Source organism: Saccharomonospora saliphila YIM 90502, from assembly GCF_000383795.1.
GTDB classification, from domain to species: Bacteria; Actinomycetota; Actinomycetes; order Mycobacteriales; family Pseudonocardiaceae; genus Saccharomonospora; species Saccharomonospora saliphila.
On record NZ_KB912712.1, the window covers coordinates 39,519 to 43,767 of the forward strand.

General features: G+C 72.7%; 5 protein-coding genes and 1 pseudogene. 5 read left to right on the forward strand and 1 reads right to left on the reverse strand.

Going from position 1 to position 4,249, the window contains the following annotated elements:
- The first annotated feature begins 94 nt into the window (after positions 1-94).
- A complete protein-coding gene (locus SACSA_RS23590; RefSeq protein ID WP_019819071.1) occupies positions 95-946 on the forward strand; it encodes a hypothetical protein in 852 nt (283 codons plus the stop codon).
- Here the strand turns inward: SACSA_RS23590 and SACSA_RS0117720 are convergent.
- On the reverse strand, positions 855-1,685 hold the full coding sequence (locus SACSA_RS0117720) for a glutamate ABC transporter substrate-binding protein (protein WP_019819072.1): 831 nt from the start codon (positions 1,683-1,685) through the stop codon (positions 855-857). The two genes, SACSA_RS23590 and SACSA_RS0117720, sit on opposite strands and share 92 nt — an antisense overlap.
- Positions 1,686-1,735: 50 nt before the next feature.
- Here SACSA_RS0117720 and SACSA_RS0117725 point away from each other — a divergent pair, with 50 nt between their 5' ends.
- The 4 genes and pseudogenes from SACSA_RS0117725 to SACSA_RS23595 all read left to right on the forward strand — a co-directional run.
- A complete protein-coding gene (locus SACSA_RS0117725) occupies positions 1,736-2,260 on the forward strand; it encodes a MauE/DoxX family redox-associated membrane protein (RefSeq protein ID WP_019819073.1) in 525 nt (174 codons plus the stop codon).
- Between the two features lie 131 nt (positions 2,261-2,391).
- The gene (locus SACSA_RS0117730) at positions 2,392-3,216 is read left to right on the forward strand and encodes a DsbA family protein (protein ID WP_019819074.1); all 825 of its coding nucleotides are present in this window, start codon (positions 2,392-2,394) and stop codon (positions 3,214-3,216) included.
- Positions 3,217-3,406: 190 nt separating this feature from the next.
- Positions 3,407-3,748, forward strand: a complete 342-nt coding sequence (locus SACSA_RS0117735; RefSeq protein ID WP_019819075.1) for a hypothetical protein — start codon at positions 3,407-3,409, stop codon at positions 3,746-3,748.
- Positions 3,745-4,249: pseudogene (locus SACSA_RS23595) on the forward strand (C40 family peptidase); the annotation flags it as partial. The gene SACSA_RS0117735 and the pseudogene SACSA_RS23595, both read left to right, overlap by 4 nt.

The following is a 4,249-nucleotide window of genomic DNA, read 5'->3' on the forward strand; positions in this document are numbered from 1 at the left end:
GCCGGCCCGCCCGTCCACCGGCCCCGCCCGGACCCGCCGGACGGTGCCGGGTCGCGGCGTTGTCCCGAGCGGAGCATGGGGAAGAATGCCGCCCATGATCAGGGGCAGCACCCGGCGGGGCCGGACGGCCGTGGACATCGTGATGCTCGTGCTCGCCGTGGTCTCGGTGGGCCTGCTGACCTACGCCACCGTCGTCGACGTCTCGGAGCGCACCGCGGTCGTCGTGTTCGCGATCGACACCGCCATCTGCGGGGTCTTCGCGGCCGAGTTCGTGTGGCGGTGGCGTGCGGCGCGCTGGGACCGGCGGTTCCCGTTGCGCGGCTGGTACGAGGTTCTGGGCATGATCCCGATCGCGCACCCGGCGTTGCGGGGACTGCGGTTGCTGCGGGTGGTGGTGCTGCTGATGCGCCTCGGCAGGGCGACCGACCGCGTGGTCGGCGAGCGGGTCACCCAGCGCGTGGTGGAGCGGTTCTCCCGCCCCGTCGTCGCGGCGATCAAGAAGCCCGTCACGGTGGCGGTACTCGACGAGGTCGCCAAGGTACTGGAGACCGGCCGCTACCCGCGCAACATCGCACGCTCGCTCGACGAGCACAAGGAGTCGCTGCGCGAGCTGGTCACCGAGAAGGTCCGCGACGACCCGCAGGCGGGAAGGCTGTCCCGGCTCCCGTTCCACGACGAGATCGTCCGCACCGTGGTGGACACGACCATGCGGGTCACCCTGGACGTGCTGACCGATCCCCGGATCGACGACTTCTTCGCTCACGCGGTGCGGGAGAACCAGGCCCAGATCCGGGAGGCGGTCGCGCGGGGATGGCACGAGCGCGAGCCGTCGGCGGGCGATGAGGTGTCCGCGGTCAGCGTGACGCCACCCGGGGAGGGTCGGACGGCTCAAGGCCCGCTGGCCCGAGATGACGTCGCACCGAGACACGCCACGAGCCCGAGCTGATCATGCGGTCGATGGCGGCCTCGACGGCCGCGCGCGCGTCGTCGTCGCCGAGAGGGAGGCCGACGCCGTAGCGTTCGGTGGACAACCGCAGCCCCGCCAGCCGCAGCAGCTCGGGGTTGCGCGCCACGTATCCCGCGAGGATCGCCGCGTCGGTGGTCACCGCGTCCACGCGTCCGGCGAGCAGCGCCGTGACGCACTCCGACACGCGGGTGTACTCGACCAGGCGCACAGCGCCGCCGAAGCGTTTCTCCGCGGTGTCGGTGGAGGTGGACCCGCTCGAGGCGCACAGTGTCCTGCCGCGCAGTTGGGACGCGTCGGTGATCTCGGGCGCGGCCCGGCGCACGAGTACGTCCTGCCCGGTCTCGAAGTAGGGCCCCGCGAACGCCACCGACCGGCTGCGCTCCTCCGTGATCGAGTACGCGGCGACGACGAGGTCCACCGCGCCCGTGGATAGGGCGCTCTCGCGTTCGGCGGGCACCGTCTCCTCCCAGACGATGTCCTCGGGTTCGACGCCGAGTTCGCCCGCCACGAAGCGCGCCACGTCGGCGTCGAACCCGACGATGCGACCGTCCACCGTGCGTTCGGAGAGGCCGGGCTGATCGATGCGGATACCGATGGTGAGTGAACCCGTGTCCTCCGCCCGAGTGACAATCGAGTCCACTGCCGCGTCCGTGGTCGTGCACGCGGCCGACCCCAGCCCCAACGCGACCGCGCTGACCAGGCACGTGAGCCGTCGCATCGCCCTCGCCTCTCACTGTCGTCTCAGGTGCGACGGCTAGCCTAGAGGGCGTGCTCGGCTCACGTGGACGCCTACTCGACGTCGTCGGCCTGCTCGCGCGGCTCGGGCTGGCCGCGGTCTGGTTGGTCTCCGGTGGGGCGAAGCTGGCCGACCCGGGCCAGGCCTACCTCGCGGTCCAGGCTTACGAGCTGCTTCCGGGGAGCCTGGTCGGTGTGGTGGCCACGGGTCTTCCGCTGGTCGAGGTCGTCCTCGGGCTGCTGCTCCTGCTCGGCGCGGGCATCCGTGTGACGGCCGTCGTGTCGGCGGTGGTGCTGCTGGCGTTCATCGCGGCGGTGGCGCAGTCGTGGGCGCGCGGGCTCACCATCGATTGCGGGTGCTTCGGCGGTGGGGGCCAGGTGGACCCGGGCGAGACCCGGTACCCGCAGGAGATCGCGCGCGACGTCGGGTTCCTCGCGATGGCCTGCTGGCTGCTGGTGCGGCCCGCCTCACCGCTGTCGGTGGACGGCTGGGTGCGGCGGCGGCCGGGAAGCGAGTCCGCCGGGCAGGCGGAGGCCAGGGAGACCGAGCACGTGTGAACCCGGGCGGGCGGCCGGGCGCCACGGCGGTGATGCGCCGGGCCCACGGCACGGCGGCACGGGGGCGAGACCTCGGACGAGGTGTCCGACGAGGACGCGGGATCGAAACGCGAGATCAGGAGAAGGACGCAGTGGGCGGAGCGGAACGGGCCGAGCGCAAGCGCCGGCAGGAGCAGCGGGCCGGCAGCGGTGGCGGGGGCAAGACCGTGGCCGCCGCCCGTGGCGGTACGGACAGGAAGAACGTCATCGTGATCGTCGCCGTCGTCGTGCTCGTCGCGGCGGTGGTCGTCGGCGGCATCGTCTGGACCAATGCCTCGAAGAACGCCACGGAGGGCCAGGCCATCCCGACCGTGAGCTCGGTGGCCTCCGGCGTCCCCGAGCGCAGGGACGGCGCCGTGGTGATCACCGGAGAGCCGGACGCCCCCACCACGATCGACGTCTACGCCGACTTCCTGTGCCCGGTGTGCGGGGACTTCGAGGAACAGTACGGGCAGCGGATCGCCGAACGGGTCGCCGCGGGTGAGCTGACCGTGCGCACCCACATGGTGCCGATGCTGACGGAGCTGTCCGACCCGCCGGGATACTCGCTCGACGCCGCGAACGCCGCGCTGCTGGCCGCCGACGAGGGCGTGTTCACCGAGTACCACGACAGTCTCTTCGCCGCTCAGCCGGAGGAGGGCAAGCGCGGCTACGACGACGAGCAGCTCATCCAGCTCGGCCGCGACCTCGGCATCACCGGCGACGCCTTCGCCGAGGGCGTGCGCGGGGGAACCTACGACGACCTGCTCAAGCAGGAGATGCGGCGGGTCAACGAGGACACCAGCCTGCACCGCGACCTCGGCGGTGACGAGCCCGCGTTCGGCACTCCGCTGGTCGTGGCGGACGACGGCGAGATCGTCGACATCAGCGACCCTCGGTGGCTGGACAGGGTGCTCGGCGGCTCGGCCGAGAGCTGACTCGGCGGTCGGCACGCGCGGCCTGTGAGCCGAACAGGGGATCGGCGGCTCCGCGTCTCCGGCACCGCCGATGCCGCACGTTCGGCCCCGCCGCCAGGGACGCGCACGGTCTGAGGTTCCGGCGGAACCGCACGCGCCCCTGGCGCGTCGCAGTCCACGAGTGACGGGGCGGCAGGGAAGGACAGGCACGGTGGACGGCACACCACACGCGGGATTCTTCGTCTCCGACGGCGCTTACGACGCCTACGCGCGGGCCATCGACCCGGTCGGTGACGACGTGCGCGGCGCGGACGAGCGGTACCTCGCCTCCCACGTCGAACTCGCGGGGGACGGGTTCTCCGCGATGGGCGCCGAGGCCGGATTCGCCGCCGCCTACGCGGCCCGGATGCGCGGGTTGCGGGAACGGGTGGGCAAGCTCGGTGGCGACTGGCAGCGCATGGCCGACGCGGCCCGGCGCACGAGTGGCAACTACGACGCGGTCGAGGCCGACCAGCAGGCGACGATCGAGCGGTTGGGCAGGGAGCTGGGATGACCGTCGAAGCCGAACAGGTGACTCGCGCGGCTCTCGACGCGCCCGACCGGTTCGCGGAGAAACTGCGTACCGACGACGCCGCGATCGATGCCGCCCGGGGCGGGCAGTCGGGGTTGCGGACCTCGCTCGACGAGGTGCGCGGGACCGGTGAGGCGCAGCGTGTGTTGCTCGAGCAGCGCTCCGCCGGGCAGGCCACGGACAACGCCAGCGGTACGGCGGCGGCACTCGAGGCCGAGGTCTCGGCGTTGCTCGACGAGAGCACCGAGATCGAGAACGCCGTGGCCGAGGCGGCCGAGGCGCTCAAGGCCGGTCAGGTGGAGAACGACCGGGTGCGCGAGGAGATCATCCGGGAGGTCGCGCGCACGATGGAGGCGGTGGCGGCGGCACGGCAGACCCCGCCCGTGCCGACCGGCGGCCAGGCGGCGGTGCGGGAACTGATGGTCGGCCTTCAGGCCACGATCGCCGAGCTGACCGGCCGGGCGGCCGACAACGGCGCGGCGA

Excerpts from the sequence above, each read along its gene's own strand:
- SACSA_RS23590 (WP_019819071.1), top strand. The coding sequence starts at position 95 with ATGATCAGGGGCAGCACCCGGCGGGGCCGGACGGCCGTGGACATCGTG.
- SACSA_RS0117720 (WP_019819072.1), bottom strand. The coding sequence starts at position 1,685 with ATGCGACGGCTCACGTGCCTGGTCAGCGCGGTCGCGTTGGGGCTGGGG.